This is a genomic window from Hydrogenophaga taeniospiralis, from assembly GCF_020510445.1.
Taxonomy (GTDB): domain Bacteria; phylum Pseudomonadota; class Gammaproteobacteria; order Burkholderiales; family Burkholderiaceae_C; genus Hydrogenophaga.
Map to the genome: position 1 here is coordinate 2,073,802 of NZ_JAHBAG010000001.1, position 17,724 is coordinate 2,091,525.

The 17,724-nt window shown below is 61.8% G+C and carries 22 protein-coding genes and 1 tRNA gene; 19 read left to right on the forward strand and 4 right to left on the reverse strand.

Going from position 1 to position 17,724, the window contains the following annotated elements; genetic code table 11:
- The first annotated feature begins 96 nt into the window (after window positions 1–96).
- Window positions 97–876 carry an imidazole glycerol phosphate synthase subunit HisF gene (hisF, locus tag KIH07_RS09920; RefSeq protein WP_226491813.1) on the forward strand — a complete coding sequence of 260 codons (780 nt, stop codon included), beginning with the start codon at window positions 97–99 and terminating at the stop codon, window positions 874–876.
- Window positions 877–892: 16 nt separating this feature from the next.
- Here hisF and KIH07_RS09925 read toward each other — a convergent pair whose 3' ends face one another.
- A complete protein-coding gene (locus KIH07_RS09925) occupies window positions 893–1,387 on the reverse strand; it encodes a LapA family protein (RefSeq protein WP_226491814.1) in 495 nt (164 codons plus the stop codon).
- A 103-nt stretch (window positions 1,388–1,490) separates the two neighbouring features.
- Between KIH07_RS09925 and hisI the strand changes: the two genes are divergently transcribed.
- The 7 genes from hisI (at window position 1,491) to tatC (ending at window position 4,801) form a co-directional block, all read left to right on the forward strand.
- On the forward strand, window positions 1,491–1,889 hold the full coding sequence (gene hisI, locus KIH07_RS09930) for a phosphoribosyl-AMP cyclohydrolase (RefSeq protein ID WP_226494670.1): 399 nt from the start codon (window positions 1,491–1,493) through the stop codon (window positions 1,887–1,889).
- Window positions 1,890–1,897: 8 nt separating this feature from the next.
- Window positions 1,898–2,284: a phosphoribosyl-ATP diphosphatase gene (locus KIH07_RS09935; protein WP_226491815.1), complete on the forward strand. Its 387-nt coding sequence runs from the start codon at window positions 1,898–1,900 to the stop codon at window positions 2,282–2,284.
- Window positions 2,281–2,670 carry a DUF4870 family protein gene (locus tag KIH07_RS09940; RefSeq protein WP_226491816.1) on the forward strand — a complete coding sequence of 130 codons (390 nt, stop codon included), beginning with the start codon at window positions 2,281–2,283 and terminating at the stop codon, window positions 2,668–2,670. Before KIH07_RS09935 ends, KIH07_RS09940 begins: the two co-directional genes overlap by 4 nt.
- 15 nt (window positions 2,671–2,685) lie before the next feature.
- Complete coding sequence (locus KIH07_RS09945) at window positions 2,686–3,048, forward strand: histidine triad nucleotide-binding protein (RefSeq protein WP_226491817.1); 363 nt, start codon at window positions 2,686–2,688, stop codon at window positions 3,046–3,048.
- 125 nt (window positions 3,049–3,173) lie between these two features.
- The gene (tatA, locus tag KIH07_RS09950) at window positions 3,174–3,416 is read left to right on the forward strand and encodes a Sec-independent protein translocase subunit TatA (protein ID WP_226491818.1); all 243 of its coding nucleotides are present in this window, start codon (window positions 3,174–3,176) and stop codon (window positions 3,414–3,416) included.
- 93 nt (window positions 3,417–3,509) lie between these two features.
- Window positions 3,510–4,010, forward strand: a complete 501-nt coding sequence (tatB, locus tag KIH07_RS09955; protein WP_226491819.1) for a Sec-independent protein translocase protein TatB — start codon at window positions 3,510–3,512, stop codon at window positions 4,008–4,010.
- Window positions 4,010–4,801, forward strand: a complete 792-nt coding sequence (tatC, locus tag KIH07_RS09960; protein WP_226491820.1) for a twin-arginine translocase subunit TatC — start codon at window positions 4,010–4,012, stop codon at window positions 4,799–4,801. Before tatB ends, tatC begins: the two co-directional genes overlap by 1 nt.
- A 59-nt stretch (window positions 4,802–4,860) precedes the next feature.
- On the opposite strand, the gene KIH07_RS09965 is transcribed toward tatC, so the two are convergent.
- On the reverse strand, window positions 4,861–6,018 hold the full coding sequence (locus tag KIH07_RS09965) for a Do family serine endopeptidase (RefSeq protein WP_226491821.1): 1,158 nt from the start codon (window positions 6,016–6,018) through the stop codon (window positions 4,861–4,863).
- A 193-nt stretch (window positions 6,019–6,211) separates the two neighbouring features.
- On the opposite strand from KIH07_RS09965, the gene KIH07_RS09970 reads away from it, so the two are divergent.
- The 3 genes from KIH07_RS09970 to pdxA all read left to right on the forward strand — a co-directional run bounded on the left by KIH07_RS09970 (window position 6,212) and on the right by pdxA (window position 8,404).
- Window positions 6,212–6,352, forward strand: coding sequence for a DUF3149 domain-containing protein (locus tag KIH07_RS09970; RefSeq protein ID WP_226491822.1), 141 nt, complete (start codon window positions 6,212–6,214; stop codon window positions 6,350–6,352).
- 160 nt (window positions 6,353–6,512) lie between these two features.
- Window positions 6,513–7,319 (forward strand): Nif3-like dinuclear metal center hexameric protein, encoded by an 807-nt coding sequence (locus KIH07_RS09975; RefSeq protein ID WP_226491823.1) that lies wholly within the window; start codon window positions 6,513–6,515, stop codon window positions 7,317–7,319.
- Between the two features lie 8 nt (window positions 7,320–7,327).
- On the forward strand, window positions 7,328–8,404 hold the full coding sequence (pdxA, locus tag KIH07_RS09980; protein ID WP_226491824.1) for a 4-hydroxythreonine-4-phosphate dehydrogenase PdxA: 1,077 nt from the start codon (window positions 7,328–7,330) through the stop codon (window positions 8,402–8,404).
- A gap of 63 nt (window positions 8,405–8,467) precedes the next feature.
- On the opposite strand, the gene mscL is transcribed toward pdxA, so the two are convergent.
- Window positions 8,468–8,896 carry a large conductance mechanosensitive channel protein MscL gene (gene mscL / locus KIH07_RS09985; RefSeq protein ID WP_226491825.1) on the reverse strand — a complete coding sequence of 143 codons (429 nt, stop codon included), beginning with the start codon at window positions 8,894–8,896 and terminating at the stop codon, window positions 8,468–8,470.
- 258 nt (window positions 8,897–9,154) lie between these two features.
- Here mscL and petA point away from each other — a divergent pair, with 258 nt between their 5' ends.
- The 6 genes from petA to KIH07_RS10015 all read left to right on the forward strand — a co-directional run bounded on the left by petA (window position 9,155) and on the right by KIH07_RS10015 (window position 13,419).
- Window positions 9,155–9,763, forward strand: coding sequence for a ubiquinol-cytochrome c reductase iron-sulfur subunit (petA, locus tag KIH07_RS09990; RefSeq protein WP_226491826.1), 609 nt, complete (start codon window positions 9,155–9,157; stop codon window positions 9,761–9,763).
- 49 nt (window positions 9,764–9,812) lie between these two features.
- A complete protein-coding gene (locus KIH07_RS09995; protein ID WP_226491827.1) occupies window positions 9,813–11,213 on the forward strand; it encodes a cytochrome b in 1,401 nt (466 codons plus the stop codon).
- A gap of 32 nt (window positions 11,214–11,245) precedes the next feature.
- On the forward strand, window positions 11,246–12,001 hold the full coding sequence (locus KIH07_RS10000) for a cytochrome c1 (protein ID WP_226491828.1): 756 nt from the start codon (window positions 11,246–11,248) through the stop codon (window positions 11,999–12,001).
- A 117-nt stretch (window positions 12,002–12,118) separates the two neighbouring features.
- Window positions 12,119–12,730 carry a glutathione S-transferase N-terminal domain-containing protein gene (locus KIH07_RS10005; protein ID WP_159607845.1) on the forward strand — a complete coding sequence of 204 codons (612 nt, stop codon included), beginning with the start codon at window positions 12,119–12,121 and terminating at the stop codon, window positions 12,728–12,730.
- Between the two features lie 52 nt (window positions 12,731–12,782).
- Window positions 12,783–13,322, forward strand: coding sequence for a ClpXP protease specificity-enhancing factor (locus tag KIH07_RS10010; RefSeq protein ID WP_226491829.1), 540 nt, complete (start codon window positions 12,783–12,785; stop codon window positions 13,320–13,322).
- Between the two features lie 21 nt (window positions 13,323–13,343).
- Window positions 13,344–13,419: transfer RNA gene (locus tag KIH07_RS10015), tRNA-Thr, on the forward strand.
- Window positions 13,420–13,458: 39 nt separating this feature from the next.
- Here the strand turns inward: KIH07_RS10015 and KIH07_RS10020 are convergent.
- On the reverse strand, window positions 13,459–13,776 hold the full coding sequence (locus tag KIH07_RS10020) for a DciA family protein (protein WP_226491830.1): 318 nt from the start codon (window positions 13,774–13,776) through the stop codon (window positions 13,459–13,461).
- A 52-nt stretch (window positions 13,777–13,828) separates the two neighbouring features.
- Between KIH07_RS10020 and KIH07_RS10025 the strand changes: the two genes are divergently transcribed.
- A complete protein-coding gene (locus KIH07_RS10025; RefSeq protein WP_226491831.1) occupies window positions 13,829–14,779 on the forward strand; it encodes a M23 family metallopeptidase in 951 nt (316 codons plus the stop codon).
- Window positions 14,780–14,955: 176 nt separating this feature from the next.
- Complete coding sequence (gene secA / locus KIH07_RS10030; RefSeq protein WP_226491832.1) at window positions 14,956–17,700, forward strand: preprotein translocase subunit SecA; 2,745 nt, start codon at window positions 14,956–14,958, stop codon at window positions 17,698–17,700.
- Window positions 17,701–17,724 lie beyond the last annotated feature (24 nt).

Sequence of the window (17,724 nt, forward strand, 5' to 3'; positions counted from 1 at the left end):
CCGTCGCCTCGTGCACGATGCCTTCCTGTGCGGGCCTGGGGTTGCCACGGCGCGCTTGGGGAACGGTTTGTCCGATCCATGGCGCAGGAGCGGTCCATGCTCGCTAAACGCATCATTCCCTGTCTCGACGTGACCGGTGGCCGTGTGGTCAAGGGCGTCAACTTTGTCGAACTGCGCGACGCGGGCGATCCGGTGGAGATCGCGGCCCGTTACAACGAGCAGGGTGCGGACGAACTCACGTTTCTGGACATCACCGCCACCAGCGACGGACGCGACCTGATCCTGCACATCATCGAGGCGGTGGCCTCACAGGTGTTCATTCCGCTCACGGTGGGCGGTGGGGTTCGCACCGTGGAGGACGTGCGCCGCCTGCTCAACGCCGGTGCCGACAAGACCAGTTTCAATTCTGCGGCCATCGCCAATCCGCAGGTGATCCGCGATGCGTCCGACAAATACGGCGCCCAGTGCATCGTGGTGGCCATCGATGCGAAGCGCCGCCATGGGGATGACCTGCTCCACCGGGGTGAAGGCTGGGACGTCTACAGCCACGGGGGCCGCAAGAACACCGGTCTGGACGCGGTGGCCTGGGCCAGGCAGATGGCCGACTTCGGCGCTGGCGAAATCCTGCTCACCAGCATGGACCGCGACGGCACCAAGGCCGGGTTTGATCTGGCGTTGACCCGCGCGGTGGCCGATGCCGTGGACGTGCCCGTGATCGCGTCGGGTGGCGTGGGCAACCTGGACCACCTGGCCGATGGCGTGCAACAGGGCGGTGCGGATGCGGTGCTGGCCGCCAGCATCTTCCACTACGGTGAATACACCGTGGCGCAGGCCAAGGCGCGCATGGCCGAGCGGGGCATTCCGGTCCGGCTCTGATCCGACCGGCGCTGATTCAGTTGGGCGTCTGCCGGATCGGCAACTGCCGCTCCAGTCGGTCCTCCAGTTCGCCGATGCTGGCCTCCAGACCGTTGCCAGACTGCTCGATCACCCGGGTCAGAATGGTCTGCAGCAGGTCGATTTTCTGGTGCATCTTGTCCGACAAGTCCCGCTCGCGCGCTGCCGTGGCCTGCATTTCCGTCTGCAGGTACTGCCGCAGTTCGGTGAATCGGGAGGCCTCGGCCTGATCGGCCAGGCGGCGCTGTTCGGCCACCTCGCGCGTGATGCGGCGCACCTCCATCAGGTGCATGGTCTGGTAGTACACCAGCGCGAGCAGGAACACCACCAACACCAGGGCCAGCATGCCCAGCAGCACCAAGCCCATGGGCGCTTGCACCTCGGAGAACCCGAAATGGAGCGTCGAAGGTTGCAGGATCTGTTCGAAATTGAGGGCCACGAACCCGGCAATCAGCAGGATGAACAGGATCAGGAGGAGTGTTCGAATTTTCATGGCGGTCTCTCTCGGGTAAGCCCGGTCCCGGAGTGGGGCTGGGGCGAAAACCATCGTACCGCCGTTCGGCCACAGACACTGTAAGGAGTCGCACACATGGTAGATTCCCTCCATGAACTGGTTGGATGACGTGAAATGGGATGCCCAAGGGCTGGTCCCGGTGATTGCGCAGGAAGCCGCGAGTGGTGACGTGCTGATGTTTGCGTGGATGAACCGCGAGGCCTTGCAGAAGACCGCCGAACTCGGGCGGGCGGTCTATTTCAGCCGTTCGCGCAACAGGCTCTGGTTCAAGGGCGAAGAATCCGGCCATGTGCAGACGGTGCACGACATCCGGCTGGATTGCGACAACGACGTGGTGTTGCTCAAGGTCACCCAACTGGGCCACGAGCCCGGCATTGCCTGCCACACGGGCCGCCACAGCTGCTTCTACCAGCGCCACGAAAATGGCCAGTGGCATGCGGTGGACCCGGTGCTGAAAGACCCCGAATCCATCTACAAATAGAACACCGCATGTCTTCCATTGATGCCCTGGCGCGCCTGGCCGCCGTGATCGAAAGTCGCAAACCCGTGAATGGCGGCGACCCCGAGAAGAGCTATGTGGCCCGGCTGCTGCACAAGGGGCCGGACGCCTTTCTGAAGAAGATCGGAGAGGAAGCCACCGAAACCGTCATGGCCGCCAAAGATATCGACCACGGGGGCGACAGTCAGAAGCTGGTCAATGAGGTGGCCGATCTCTGGTTCCACTGCATGATCGCGCTGGCGCACTACGGAAAGACGCCTGCGGATGTGGTGGGTGAACTGGTGCGCCGCGAAGGCCTGAGCGGGCTGGAAGAGAAAGCACTGCGCAAGGCGGTCGCGCGCGAGTCCGATCCCGCAAGCCCTGGAGGCGAGTCATGAGCGACATTGTCGATGTGGAAGCCGTGGACAGCGAGAAAGCGCAATCGCTCAAAAGCGTGGGCTGGCTCAGTTACATCCTGCATCTGATAGTCGCCGTGGCGGCGGTCGTGCCCGGTGCCCAGGTGGGCGCTGGCCTGTTGCTGGTGGCGCTGGTGATCGACCTGGTCAAAAAGGATGATGCGGAAGGGACTTGGCAGGTCAGTCATTTCCGATGGCGCATCCGCACCGTGATCTGGGCCGGCGTGCTTTACATCGTCACGCTCCCGCTGTGGTTTTTGCTGCTGCTGCCGGGAATGATCGCCTGGGCCGTGATCTCTATCTGGTTCCTCTACCGCATCGTCAAGGGCATGGTGCGCATGAATGCCAATCAACCCATGCCCGACTGATCAGATTCCCGAACCATGAGCGCACACGACCCGAACTGCATCTTCTGCAAGATCATTGCCGGACAGATTCCGTCAAAAAAAGTCTATGAAGACGAAGATATTTACGTTTTTCACGACATCCACCCTTGGGCCCCCGTGCATTTCCTCATGGTGCCCAGGCAACACATCCCGTCGCTGGCGCAGCTCACACCCGAGCACGAACGCCTGATGGGGCGCATGATGGTGCTGGCCCCCCGGCTGGCTGCGGAGCAGGGCTGCAACCCGTATCCCGATGGCGGGTTTCGCATGGTCTGCAACACCGGCGTTGAGGGGGGGCAAGAGGTGCACCACCTGCACCTGCATGTGATGGGAGGACCGCGCCCCTGGTTGCGCGGTTGACTGCGGTTCCGGCGTCCTTCTGCCCGTCCGGAAATTCCCGCTGGACGGGCTGCTGAACTCTTGCCCGGGCTTAGAATCCCACCCACAGCGTCAGGCGCACCACTTCTATATGTTTGGAGAAAATCATGGGTTCTTTCTCGATTTGGCACTGGTTGATCGTGCTGCTGATCGTTGTGATGGTTTTTGGCACCAAAAAGCTCAAAAACATCGGTTCGGATCTGGGCGGCGCCGTCAAGGGCTTCAAGGATGGCATGAAGGAAGGTGGTCAAAGCGCGGCGGATGCCACGTCCGCGCCTGCCGGTCAGGTGACGCAGGACACCCGCACCGACAAAAACACCATCGACGTTGAAGCCAAGCAGAAAAGCTGAGCTTCTGAGCCCGCCGGCGCAGCCCGTGCGCATTGCCCGGCGACCACTGGGCTTGATTCCAATGCCCGACCTTGCCCGCAGGATGGCTGATACATGATTGATCTGGGCATTTCGAAGCTCGCTCTGATCGGGGCGGTGGCGTTGATCGTCATCGGCCCGGAAAAATTGCCGCGCGTGGCGCGCACCGTGGGCGCCTTGCTGGGCAAGGCGCAGCGCTACGTGTCCGACGTGAAGGCCGAGGTCAGCCGGTCCATGGAGCTCGAAGAGCTCAAGAAAATGAAGGACTCGGTGGAGAGCGCTGCCCGCGATGTGGAAACTTCGGTGCAGAGCGGCGCCAGCGACTTCGAAAAATCCTGGTCCGAAGCCACCGCCGGCCTGGACGGCACGTCCTACGGTTCGGACAGCCATGACGCCATGGGCTCCATCGGGTCTTCGCTGTACCCGGTTTACAAACATCCGAAAAAGAACTGGCGCATCAAACAGAACGCCATGCCCCAATGGTTCAAGGCGCGCACCGGCGTGCGTACCCGAACCCAGTCCGGAGCGGCCCGTGTGGCCCGTTTCCGGCCCCGCTCTTCCTCCGCTCCCCGCTGATGTCCGATCCCAAAGATTCCACCGACGAACTCGCCGGTACCGAGCAGCCGTTTGTCCAGCACCTCATGGAGTTGCGAGATCGCCTGCTCTACGGGATGGCGGGGCTGGGTATCTGCATGGCCTTGCTGGCGATCTGGCCCGGCCCCAGTGGTTTGATCGATCTGATCGCGGTGCCCATCCGGGCACACATGCCCCCCGATGCCAAGTTGATCGCAGTGGGTGTTTTCTCTCCTTTTTTCGTGCCCATCAAGGTCTTGGCCATGGCCGCCCTGCTGCTGTCGCTGCCATGGTGGATGTACCAGATCTGGGCCTTTGTGGCGCCTGGCCTATACAGTCATGAGAAGCGGTTTGCCGTGCCGCTGATCGTTCTGGGCAGCTTGCTGGCCTATGTCGGTATTGCGTTCGTGCAGTTTTTCGTGCTCGACAAGATGTTTGGCTTCATCCAGCAGTTCACGCCCGCCAGTGTGGCCGCGACCCCCGACATTGCGTCGTATGTCGAAGCCATTCTTTCGCTTTACCTGGCGTTCGGTCTGGCGTTCCAGGTGCCTATCGTGGTGGTGCTGCTGGTCAAGATGAACATGGTCTCGGTGAAGCAGCTCAAGGAATTCCGGGGCTATTTCATCGTCGTGGCGTTCATCATCGCGGCTGTGGTCACGCCGCCCGATGTGATCTCTCAACTCGCCTTGGCCGGCCCCATGTGCCTGCTGTATGAGGTGGGCATCTGGGGGGCGCAATGGTTCATCAAGAGCACAGCGGCCCCTGAGCAGACGGCCGAGGACGCCGCCAAATAAGGCGAGCCCGCCGCGCACAAGGCTCGGCGGGTCCTATCCAATCGCGGCGCACGTGAATTTCAGCGCTGTTCCTGCACGGTGGGTTGTTGCGTTCGCTTGCCTGGTATGACGTCGATCCGGGTCTTGCCATCCTTGCGCACCACATCCAGTGTCGCGGCCTGCCCCGGTGTCAGGGCGGCCACGGCGGACAACAGCTGTGCCACGTTCCCCACGCTGCGTCCGGCCACGCTGGTGATCACGTCTCCCGGGCGGATGCCGGCCTTGGCGGCCGGACCGTTTTGCAGCACGCCGGTGATGATGACGCCAACGCCCGACTCGATGCCAAAGCTTTCGGCCAATTCGGCGGTGAGGTCCTGGGGTTCCACGCCGATCCAGCCGCGAGTGACCTGACCGTCCTTCACGATGGCGTCCAGCACGCTGCGCGCGGTGGAGGTGGGGATCGCGAAGCCGATGCCCATGGACCCCCCCGAGCGCGAGTAGATGGCGGTGTTGATCCCCATCAGATGCCCATTCACGTCCACCAGCGCCCCACCCGAATTGCCGGGGTTGATGGCCGCATCGGTCTGGATGAAGTTCTCGAAGGTGTTGATGCCCAACTGGGTGCGTCCCAGGGCGCTGACGATGCCGCTGGTCACCGTCTGGCCCACCCCGAAGGGGTTGCCGATGGCCAACACCTGGTCGCCGATGGACAGCGCGTCCGAGTCGCCCAGCGTGATGACGGGCAGGTCCTTCAGGTCGACCTTGAGAATGGCCAGGTCGGTTTCGGGGTCGGTGCCAATGACCTGTGCGGCGCTCTTGCGACCGTCGTTGAGAATCACCTCGATTTCATCGGCTTCTTCGATCACATGGTTGTTGGTGAGGATGTAGCCAGCGGGGCTGACGATCACCCCCGAGCCCAGCCCCGCCTGGGGCTGTGATGGATTCTGGTCACCAAAGAAAAAGCGGAACCATGGATCGGCGGCTTGCGGGTTGTTCTCAGGCGCCTTGCTGGTGTTGATGCTGACCACCGCGGGCGACGCGGCGCGCGCGGCCGCTCTGAAGCCGTTCGCTGCGATGTTCTCGTTGGCCGTGGCCGGGGTGGCGGACTCCAGCACCGGGACCACCGACGTGGTGAGCGCGCGCCGATCCAGCCAGTCGGGTTTGAGCGTGGCGATCACGAAAAATGCGGCCAGCAGCACGGTCACGGATTGGGCAAAAACCAGCCAGAGTCGTTTCATGTCAGATAGAGGTTGAGGGTTCTTGAGTGCTCGGGATGCCGGGCTCACAGCGGAAGATTCCTCGTCATTGTCCCGCATATGCCTCCCATATACCTCCGGATCTGCGGAGTTCAAGTGAATTGACGCAGGTCAATGCACCGGTGATGCCGCCGCAGTGCAATGGGCGCTCCTCAATGAAGAAATGGAGCAAGCGATGAAAGCCTTGGTGGACCTGTTTTCAACCGACTATGGTTTGTTCAGCATTGCAGGCATCGTCTTCATGATTGGCATGGTGATCTGGTTCTACCGGTTTTTCATGCGCAAGATGGACGAAGGCGAGCGCGCCCAACACTGAGGGTGCGACGACCCCATAGTCCGGTGGACAACCACCACCGGCTGTGTGGGGGGAGGCTGGGGGCGGCCCAAGGGGGCGGGTGTCAAAATGGGGTTCTGTGCCAGAGCCACGTCGGGCCTATGGGTTCGATGCCATTTGCCTCCAAAGGCTGTTTTTCCCCATGAGTTTTTCCGCACCCAAAGACCCTCAGAGCCCGCTGCCACCGCCCGCCGTCACGCGGGAAATGTTGCTGGGTGCGCTGGACGCACTGCTGCAACCAGCGCTGTACCGCGATTACGGCCCCAACGGGCTGCAGGTGGAAGGGCGTGGCCACATCCGCAAGTTGGTCACTGGTGTGACCGCCAGTCGGGCGCTGATCGACGCGGCCGTGAGTTCGGGGGCCGATGCCATCCTGGTGCACCACGGGCTGTTCTGGCGTGGGCAAGATGGCCGGGTGACAGGCTGGATGAAGCAACGTCTATCGCGCCTGCTGGCGAATGACATCAACCTGTATGCCTATCACCTGCCGCTGGACGGCCATGCGGCGTTGGGCAACAACGCGCAGCTGGCGCGGCAGCTGGGCATTGACTTGTATGAGGGGGAGCGTGGCCGTTTCGGTGAACAGTCGCTGGGCTTCATCGGGCGGTGGTCCGCACCCTCTGCGGGCGCCTTGGCGGCCCATGTCGGGCGCGTGCTGGGGCGGTCCGTGACGTTGGTGGCCGAGCCTGATCGCCCCATCGAACATGTGGCTTTGTGCACGGGTGGCGCACAAGGCTATTTCGAAAGCGCCATTGCGGCGGGTGCTGATGTGTTCATCACCGGCGAAATATCCGAACCCCAGGCGCACTACGCTCGCGAATGCGGCGTGGCTTACCTGGCCTGTGGACACCACGCGTCCGAACGTTACGGCGTACCCACGGTCGGTGCCCATGTGGCGGCCCAGCTGGGACTGGCGCATGAATTCATCGACATTGACAACCCTGCCTGAACGGTTCCATGAGCACGTTTCCCACATCGGCCGACTTGGTCGGCGCGCCAACCACTGTCGAATCACCGGTGATTCTGACCATGGGCGACCCGGCGGGCATCGGTCCGGAAATCGTCGTCAAAGCATTTCACGAGCGTCCCGAGTTGCTGCGGCAGGTCGTGGTGGCGGGTGACGTTGCGACGCTCAGGCGCGCAGCTCGTCTGGTGCAGGCGGATTCGGAGTCGGTTGCCGGGCGGTTGATGGTGGCGCAACTCGCCGTGGTGTCTGACTTTGGCCAGCTGCCACCGGGTTGCATGGCGGTGGTGCAGGCATGTGATCTGCCGCTGCCGGTGCCGCTGGGATGCATCAGCGCAGCCGCTGGGCGGGCGGCGGCAGATTGCATTCTTTATGGCGCTCAAGCCGCGCTGGATGGCCGAGCCCGCGCCTTGGTGACCGCGCCGATTCACAAGGAGGCGCTGGCCGCGGCCGGTGTGACACATCCTGGGCATACCGAGATGCTGCAGGCCTTGGCGGCTGAGCACCTGGGGCTGGGTGTGACGGAGCTTCCCGTTCGCATGATGTTGAGTTGCCCGGGCCTGCGCACGGTGCTGGTCAGCATCCATGTGTCGCTGCGGCAGGCGCTGCAGGCCGTGACACTGGATCAGGTGTTGCAAACGCTTCGGATCACCCATCGTCATTTCAACGCGGTGGGCTGGCCCCATCCACGGATCGCCGTCGCGGGGTTGAACCCGCATGCCGGCGAGGGCGGTTTGTTTGGCCTTGAAGAAATCGAGGTGATCGAGCCGGCGGTGCGCCAGGCGCGGGAAGAGGGCATCGATGCGAGTGGCCCACATGCGCCCGACACGGTCTTCATGCGCGCACGCCAGGGCGCATTCGATGTGGTGCTGGCGATGTACCACGACCAGGGTCTGATTCCCGTCAAGCTGCTGGGGCTGGAGCATGGTGTGAACACCACGCTGGGGCTGCCTTTCGTGCGCACCAGCCCCGATCACGGCACCGCGTTCGACCTGGCCGGCACGGGCCGAGCCAGCGCCGCGAGTCTGCTGGCCGCTGTCGACGCGGCGCTGTCGGCCACGCGGCGCTGAATCTGCGCTCAACGGCGCCCCCGATTCGCAAAAGTGGATGCGGCCGTTCGGACGGCGGCCGAGCTACTTTTTCAGGCTGTCGCGGATTTCACGCAGCAGCAACACATCTTCGGGCGGTGCTGCGGGGGCCGCCGGTGCGGGCGCTTCGGTCTTCTTCAGGCGATTGATCTGTTTGACCATCATGAAGATGATGAACGCCAGGATGAGGAAGTTGAGCGCAACGCTGATAAAGCTGCCATAGGCCAGCGTAGGGATGCCGGCGGCTTTCATGGCGGCCAGCGTCGGTGCCGTGCCCTCGGGAACCTTGCCGAGAGCCAGGTACAGGTTGGAGAAATCGAGGCTGCCGAAGATCGATCCGACGATGGGCATGATCACATCATCGACCAGCGATCCCACGATCTTGCCGAAGGCGCCACCGATGATCACACCGACCGCCAGGTCGATCACATTGCCCTTGACGGCAAACTCCTTGAACTCTTGCATCATGCCCATGGGGGTCCTCCGGATCGTATTGGGTTGGTTGTCATGAAGTCGGCTTGAGCGCAAAGGCCTGTATTGCCGGTGCCAACAGCGATTCTCACGCACGCGACCGGAGTATTTTGGTTGGCTGACGAAAGTCAAATGCGCGCGCGGCATGGCTTGTGACAATGTCTGGTGGGCCGCCTCGGCAAGCCAAAGTGGGGGCCATGAGCTCCAGTACAATGCCGGGTTGTCCCTAGTATCCCCCTCGAAACTGATTGAAAGATCCCCATGAGTGAAGCAACCGTCGATGCGACCGTCGATAGCAGCCGCCGAACCTGGCTGATCACATCCTGCGCCATGGGTGGCGTGGGTGCAGCCGCGGTCGCCGTTCCCTTCGTGAGCAGTTTTCAGCCGTCCGAGCGGGCCAAAGCGGCCGGCGCCGCGATCGAGGTGGATATCTCCACTCTGCAGCCTGGTGAAAAGCGGGTGGTCGAGTGGCGCGGCAAGCCGGTGTGGATCATGCGGCGTACCCCCGAGCAACTGGCGGCACTGGAAAAGCAGGAAGATCAATTGGCTGATCCGAACTCGGATCGCAAGACCTACCCCACGCCTGAGTACGCGAAAAACCGCCATCGCTCCATCAAACCCGAAGTGCTGGTTGCCGTGGGCATCTGCACCCACCTGGGCTGTTCCCCTGGTGACAAGTTCACCCCCGGTCCCCAGCCTTCTCTGCCGGATAACTGGCAGGGCGGTTTCCTTTGTGCCTGCCACGGTTCCACGTTCGATGTGGCCGGGCGTGTTTTCAAGAACAAGCCAGCGCCGGACAACCTCGAAGTTCCCCCGCACTACTACCTGTCCGACACCACCCTGTTGGTCGGCGAAGAGAAAAAAGCCTGACCCGCTGCACCGCACAGTGCACGCAGTCTACTGACCACAGAGGCATTCCATGGCTGAATTCAAAGAAATCTCCCCCGACGCACCCCTGGGCCAAAAGGCACTGAATTGGGTTGACAACCGGTTCCCGCTCTCCAAGCTCTTCAATGAGCACATGGCCGAGTACTACGCGCCGAAAAACTTCAACTGGTGGTACATCTTCGGTTCGCTGGCGCTGCTGGTGCTGGTGATCCAGATCGTGACGGGCATCTTCCTTGTGATGCACTACAAGCCCGACGCGACCACGGCGTTCGCTTCGGTCGAGTACATCATGCGCGATGTGCCGTGGGGCTGGCTGATCCGCTACATGCACTCCACCGGGGCTTCGGCCTTTTTTGTGGTGGTGTACCTCCACATGTACCGTGGCCTGATCTACGGCTCGTATCGCAAGCCGCGCGAACTGGTTTGGGTCTTCGGTTGTGCCATCTTCCTGGTATTGATGGCGGAGGCTTTCATGGGCTATCTGCTGCCGTGGGGTCAGATGTCGTACTGGGGCGCCCAGGTGATCGTCAACCTGTTCTCGGCCATTCCCTTCGTTGGCCCCGATCTGGCGTTGTTGATCCGTGGCGATTTCGTGGTGGGCGACGCCACCCTCAACCGCTTCTTCAGCTTCCACGTGATTGCCGTGCCGTTGGTCTTGCTGGGTCTCGTGGTGGCTCACATCATTGCGCTGCACGAAGTGGGCTCCAACAACCCTGATGGTGTTGAGATCAAGGCCACCAAGGATGACAAGGGCATTCCGTTGGACGGCATTCCGTTCCATCCGTACTACAGCGTGCACGACATCTTCGGCGTGTCGCTGTTCCTGATGGTGTTTTCCGCCATCGTGTTCTTTGCTCCCGAGTTTGGTGGCTACTTCTTGGAGTACAACAACTTCATTCCGGCCGACCCGCTGGTCACGCCGCTGCACATCGCGCCAGTCTGGTACTTCACGCCGTTCTACTCCATGCTGCGTGCCATCACCAGCGAGATGATGTACGCCCTGATCGCCTGCGTGTTGCTGGGTGCTCTGCTGGGCGTGGTCAAGGCCCGGCTCAACATGGTCATGAAGGGCGCGGTTGTGGGGAGTGCGGTGGTGCTGGTGGCCCTGATGCTGGCCATCGATGCCAAGTTCTGGGGTGTGGTCGCCATGGGTGGCGCCGTCGTGATTCTGTTTTTCCTGCCCTGGCTGGACAACAGCCCTGTCAAGTCGATTCGCTACCGTCCAAGCTGGAACAAGTGGCTCTACCTGGTGTTCGTGATCAACTTCCTGATCCTGGGCTACCTGGGCGTGCAGCCGCCGTCGCCCGTCGGCGAACGTGTCTCGCAAGTGGGCACGCTGTTCTATTTCGGCTTTTTCCTGCTGATGCCCTGGTGGAGCCGCCTGGGCGAATTCAAGCCGGTACCCAGCCGTGTCACCTTCCACCCCCATTGAGCCCATACGAGCCATTCCGGAGAGTCAAGCAAATGAAAAAAATCCTTATGGGCTTTGCGCTGGCCCTGGGCCTGTCGGGTTCGGTCCTGGCCGCTGGCGGTGGGTTCCCGCTGGACAAGGCGCCCAATCGCACCAACGACATGGCCGCTCTTCAAAACGGCGCCAAGCTGTTTGTCAACTACTGCCTGAGCTGCCATTCGGCGGCCTTCATGCGCTACAACCGCCTGCGTGACATCGGTTTGAACGACAAGCAGATCGCGGAAAACCTGACTTTTGCCACCGACAAGATCGGTGACACCATGAAGTCGGCGATCGATCCGCGTCAGGCGAAAGCCTGGTTTGGCGCCAATCCTCCCGATCTGACGGTGATCGCCCGTTCGCGCTCCAGCCACGCCGGGACCGGCGCCGATTACATCTACACGCTGCTGCGCACTTATTACCGCGATGAATCCAAGCCCACCGGCTGGAACAACATGGTGTTCCCGAACATCGGCATGCCCAACCCTTTGTGGCAACTGCAGGGTGAACGCAAACCGGTTCACGAAAAAGTGGAAAGCCACGGCCATGAGGTGGAGCTGCTCAAAGGCTGGGAACAAGTCAAGCCGGGCACGCTCAGCGAGGCTGAATACGACCAGAATGTCGGCGATCTGGTGGCTTATCTGCAGTGGATGAGCGAACCAGCCCAGAACAGCCGCGTGCGCATTGGCGTGTGGGTGTTGTTGTTCCTCTCCGTCTTCACGCTGGTCGCCTGGCGCCTGAACGCGTCTTACTGGAAAGACGTCAAATAATTCGATTCGGGTTGAGGTATGCCAGCGTTGCTGGCGTACCCATCCGTCCCACAGTGGATTGCAGCGCCGGCATGGTGTTTTGCAATCCACTGTTTTTTGCTTTAAGGAGACTCCCTCATGATGGTCTTGTACTCGGGCACCACCTGCCCCTATTCCCACCGTTGCCGTTTCGTCCTGTTCGAGAAGGGCATGGACTTTGAAATCCGGGACGTGGACCTGTACAACAAGCCCGAAGACATCAGTGTCATGAACCCGTATGGCCAGGTGCCGATCCTGGTCGAACGCGATCTGATCCTGTACGAGTCGAACATCATCAACGAATACATTGATGAGCGCTTCCCCCATCCTCAGCTCATGCCGGGCGACCCGGTGGACCGCGCTCGCGTGCGCCTGTTTCTGCTGAACTTCGAAAAGGAATTGTTCACGCATGTGTCCATGCTGGAATCGCGCAGCACCAAGGGCAATGAGAAGGCCCTGGAAAAGGCCCGCGCTCACATCCGCGACCGTCTGACACAGCTGGCCCCGGTGTTCCTCAAGAACAAGTTCATGCTGGGAGACAACTTCTCCATGCTGGATGTCGCCATTGCACCGCTGTTGTGGCGTCTGGACTTTTACGGCATTGAGCTGAGCAAGAATGCGGCCCCATTGCTCAAGTACGCCGAGCGCATTTTCTCGCGCCCGGCCTATATCGAGGCGCTGACGCCATCTGAAAAAGTGATGCGCAAGTGAGGACGTCGCAGTTCGAGCCCGGCTGGGTGACGGGGCATTGACGGGGTTTCAGATGAGTTCCATCGAGCAGGAGACCCCCTCCACCCGTCCGTACCTGATCCGCGCACTGCATGAGTGGTGTGTTGATCACGGGTTTTCGCCCTATATCGCCGTGCAGGTGGATGCTTCGGTGCAGGTGCCGATGGAGTTTGTCCAGCATGGGGAAATTGTGCTCAATGTCAGCTTTGATGCCACCAGCTCCTTGCGGCTGGGCAACGACTTCATCGAGTTCAAGGCGCGGTTTGGTGGCGTTGCCAGAGAGATCGTGGTGCCCGTGAGCCATGTGGTGGCGATCTATGCGCGCGAGAACGGGCAAGGCATGGCCTTTCCTCCGCCATCGCTGGCTGCAAGCCCTGCCGAGCTGGAGAGCGAAGCACTGAAGAGCGACGCTGTCACGCCGGATTCAACCCGCTCCCCGAATGTGCAAGACCGTGGGACGCTGCGTGCCGTTCCGAACGAGGGTGCTCCCACCGAGTCGACCGATCCCCTTGAGCCGCCACCAGACGGTCCATCGCGCGGAAGTGGGCGACCCCAGCTCAAGCGCGTCAAGTAAAATCCGGCTCCCGGTTTCAGTGCCGCTTTAGCTCAGTTGGTAGAGCAATCGCCTTGTAAGCGATAGGTCGTCTGTTCGAGTCAGACAAGCGGCACCATCGTCTGCTCCGTGTGGGCGGAGCTCCCCAAGCCTGGCTTCACTGCCCCGGGATTTGGACTTTGATGCGAATTGAGTTAACCTGCGCCCCATTTTGGGTCAGGGTTTGTTGCAGGCTGGGCAGCAACTGGCGGAGCTTGGTCGATGCGGCCGCGCTGCCAACCAGAAGGCACCATTCGGTGTCCTGAATGGGGCCAGCTTTGACATGCCGACGCAGACTGATCGGGATCAGGTGTTGCACCTGTTCCATGCACTGCTGGGATGCTCGAATCCGTTCCTGCAGTGCGGCGAGCGAGGGTGCTGCTCCGACCGCCTGCTCCAGGCTGAGCATGGTGTGAAATCGTGGGGCGGTGCTCATGCGATGTTGGGGCTTCGGGTTTGAAGCCGGTGCCATCACGAAAGGTTGGATTGTGCACATCATTATCACGGATGCCTGGCTGGCCAAGAGTCGGGCGCTGCATCTGGACAGCCTGAAACTGCTGGCGGCAGGGGTGGTGGCGTCGGTGTTGCTGATGCTGGGGTCCGTGGCCGCCTACCACTGGGTGTTTCTCGAAGGTGTGCGCCAGGGGTGGCCGGGTTTTGGACCGGTGGCCCGGTTGGTCAGCCAGGGTGAAGTGGATTCGAAAGATGTCTACATGCGCGAGAACCTGGACGCCATGGCGCGCAAACTCGGAGAAATGCAGGCGCGCATGCTGCAGATCGAGTCCCTGGGTGAGCGCGTAGCCGGTCTGGCCGGGCTCAATCCGCAGGAGTTCAGAACCCACCAAGGGGCGGGTGGGGCACTGATTTCGGGACGCGATCTGACGCTGGAAGAGTTGACACAGGCGTTGGATCAGCTGGATACGGCCAGTGGTTCGCGGGTCGACTGGCTGACGGTGGTGGAGTCTCGTCTCTTTGATCAGAAAATCCAGCGCACCATGGTGCCGACCGAACAACCGGTGACCGGTGGGCGTGTGGGGTCACCATTCGGTTTTCGCATTGATCCGATCAATGGGCGCTCTGCCTTGCACACCGGACTCGACTTTCCGGCCGACCCTGGAACGCCCATCCTGGCGGCGGCCGGCGGCATCGTGGTGGTGCAGGAATTTCACCCTGCGTACGGCAACATGGTTGAAGTCGATCACGGCAACGATCTGATCACCCGATACGCGCACTCATCAAAGGTGCTCGTGAAGAAGGGGGACATCGTCAAACGCGGGCAGAAGATTGCCGAAGTGGGCTCAACGGGTCGTTCGACCGGTCCTCATCTGCATTTTGAAGTCTGGGTGTCCGGGGTGCCTCAGGATCCCCAGCGGTTCCTTGCCGCAGGCGAGTCCATGGCGACTGCCAACCTGCAGACTGGCAAGACCCGCCTGCGCTGACCCGGCCTCGAGCGCCGGGTAAAATCAACACTTTGCTCTTGAAAGCACAGCGTTCGTCGGCAGATCACGGGTACCTTCCCCCGGCGTTTTGCCTCGATCCGTTGGCTGAGAGCCCACCGATTCCATTTAGCCCGGCCGGCACGCGCTAGTCGCATGTACGGTACAGGCCTGCACGTATGGCCACAAACTTCCTCACCAAAATATTTGGTAGCCGCAACGACCGCTTGCTCAAGACCTACCGCAAAACGGTGGAGCGCATCAACGGCCTTGAACCCCAGTTTGAAAAGCTCAGCGACGACGAGTTGAAGGCGCTGACCGACGTCTTCAAGCGCCGCATTGCCGACGGCGAAGCCCTTGAGGCCATCCTGCCCGAGGCATTTGCGGTGGTTCGCGAGGCCAGCAAGCGCGTCATGAAGATGCGCCACTTCGACGTACAGCTCGTCGGTGGCCTGGCGCTGCACCATGGCAAGGTGGCCGAAATGCGCACTGGCGAGGGCAAGACGCTGACCGCCACGTTGCCCGTGTACCTGAACGCGCTCACCGGCAAAGGTGTGCACGTGGTGACGGTGAACGACTACCTGGCGAGCCGTGACGCGCAGTGGATGGGTCGGCTGTACAACTTTCTCGGTCTCACGGTGGGCATCAACCTGCCACAAGCGCCGCGCGAAGAGAAGCAGGCTGCCTACCGGGCCGACATCACCTACGGCACCAACAACGAATACGGTTTTGACTATCTGCGCGACAACATGGTCTATGAGTCGGGTGACCGCGTGCAGCGGGGCCTGAACTACGCCATCGTCGATGAGGTGGACTCCATTCTGATCGACGAGGCGCGCACGCCGTTGATCATCAGCGGTCAGGCCGACGATCAGACCGAGGTGTACCTGGCGATCAAGCAGCTGGTGCCCCATCTGGTGCGACAGGAAGGCGAGGCCGATCCCCGCACGGGTGAGGGTGTCATCAAGCCCGGCGACTTCACCTTGGATGAGAAGGCGCACTCCATCCACATGACCGAGCAGGGGCATGAAAACGCCGAGCGCCTGCTGAGCCAGGCCGGTTTGCTGCCCGATGGCGCTTCGTTGTACGACCCGGCCAACATCGCCCTGCTGCACCACCTGGTGACGTCGCTCAAGGCCCACCATCTTTACCACCGCGACCAGCACTATGTGAACCAGAACGGCGAGATCGTCATCGTCGACGAGTTCACAGGTCGTCTGATGTCCGGGCGCCGCTGGAGCGATGGCCTGCACCAGGCCGTCGAGGCCAAGGAAGGCGTGGCGATCCAGCCGGAAAACCAGACCCTGGCATCGATCACGTTCCAGAACTATTTCCGTCTCTACGGCAAGCTCTCTGGCATGACCGGCACGGCCGATACCGAGGCCTACGAGTTCCAGGAGATCTACGGTCTGGAAACCGTGGTGATTCCGCCCAACCGGCCCAGCAAGCGCGAGGACCAGCTCGACCGCGTGTACAAGACCACCAACGAAAAGTACGTGGCCGCGATCGAAGACATCCGCGAATGCCATGAGCGTGGACAGCCGGTGCTGGTGGGCACCTCGTCGATCGAGAACTCGGAAATCATTGCCGGCCTGCTGACGAAAGAGAATCTGCCGCACGAGGTGCTCAACGCCAAACAGCACGCCCGCGAGGCCGACATCATCGTGCAGGCGGGCCGCCCCGGCGCCATCACCATCGCGACGAACATGGCCGGTCGTGGGACCGACATTGTGCTTGGTGGCAACCTGGAGAAGATGAGTGCCGCCATTGAGGCCGACGAGTCCCTGGACGCAGCGACCAAGGCAGCACGACTCGAAACCCTGCGCCAGCAGTGGCAGCTGGACCATGAGAAGGTCAAGGCCTTGGGTGGTTTGCGCATCATCGCCACCGAACGCCACGAATCGCGGCGCATCGACAACCAGTTGCGCGGCCGTTCGGGCCGCCAGGGCGACCCGGGTTCGTCTCGCTTCTATCTGAGTCTGGACGACTCCCTGATGCGCATCTTCGCGGGGGACCGCGTGCGCGCCATCATGGACCGGCTGAAGATGCCCGAAGGCGAAGCCATCGAGGCGGGCATTGTCACGCGCAGCATCGAAAGTGCGCAACGCAAGGTGGAGGCGCGCAACTTCGACATCCGCAAACAGCTGCTCGAATACGACGATGTCTCCAATGATCAGCGCAAGGTGATCTACCAGCAGCGCAACGACATCCTCGATGCGCAGAGCCTGCGTGCCCAGATCGATTCCTTGCGCGATGGCTGCTTCACCGATCTTGTGCATCAGTTCGTGCCCGAAGGCAGTGTCGAAGAGCAGTGGGACCTGCCGGCGCTGGAGCGTGTGCTGCGTGAGGAGTGGTCGGTGGATGCGCCGGTGGCCTCCTGGGTGTCGGATGCCGAGGCGATCGACGGGGAGGAAATCGTCGAGCGCGTGCTGGCCGCGGCCAAGGCGGTGTTTGACGGCAAGGTGCAGACCGTGGGCGAAGAGAACTTCACCCAGTTCGAGCGCGTGGTGCTGTTGCAGACCATCGACAGCCAATGGCGCGAGCATCTGTCGGCGCTTGATTACCTGCGCCAGGGGATTCACCTGCGCGGCTACGCACAGAAACAACCCAAACAGGAATACAAGCGCGAAGCCTTCATGCTTTTCGGTCAGCTGCTCGACAGCGTCAAGAACGACGTCAGCCGCATTCTGATGAACGTGCGCGTGCAGTCGGCCGAACAGATGTCGGAAGTCGCGGAACAGCTGGAAGATCGTGCCGAGCGCATCACCAACGTGACCTATACCGCACCCACCGAAACGGGTGAGGCCCAGAGTACCACCGACCTGGACACGGCGGTGGCTACCATGCCCCGGGTCGGTCGCAACGATCCCTGCCCCTGCGGCAGCGGTAAAAAGTACAAACACTGTCACGGCAAGCTGGACTGAACCCTTCCGGTGGTGACCAGCGGT